The 480-nt window shown below is 72.9% G+C and carries 1 protein-coding gene; it reads right to left on the reverse strand.

Annotated elements, in window-relative coordinates:
* The coding region (locus AB0C16_RS40475) for a low molecular weight phosphatase family protein (RefSeq protein WP_357691497.1) at nt 1-349 on the reverse strand (349 nt) is incomplete at its 3' end.
* Nucleotides 350-480 lie beyond the last annotated feature (131 nt).

The following is a 480-nucleotide window of genomic DNA, read 5'->3' on the forward strand; positions in this document are numbered from 1 at the left end:
GGCCCATGGAGATGACCTGGGCGCGGTGGTCGCGGGTGGCGGTGAGGACCAGGTCGGCGCGGATGACGTGCTCGTCGAGGAGTTCGCGGCCGACGAAGCCGCTGGCGTCCGCGCCGAAGTCGGCGAGGACGACCTCGGCGTTGGCCTCCATGGGCGCGCCCTCATGGCCCCAGGTGCCCGCGCTCTCCACGATCAGGCCGCCGCTGAGCGGATCGCCGAGGCGGTCCACCAGGGCATGGCGGGTCAGCCGCTCGGTGATCGGCGAGCGGCACACGTTGCCGGTGCTGACGTGGAGGATGCGGAAGGTGTCGGTCCGCCCCGCTATGCCACGCCCCTCGGGGGCGGTCAATTGGCCACCTCGAGGTCGGGGACCACCTTGCGCAGCTCCTCCGCGGAGAGGGCGCCGGCAACGTCTGCCGCTCACCCATCACCGAGCGGCTGACCCGCCATGCCCTGGTGGACCGCCTCGGCGATCCGCTC

It is taken from the genome of Nonomuraea sp. NPDC048916 (assembly GCF_040649575.1).
In the GTDB taxonomy this organism is placed as follows: Bacteria; Actinomycetota; Actinomycetes; order Streptosporangiales; family Streptosporangiaceae; genus Nonomuraea.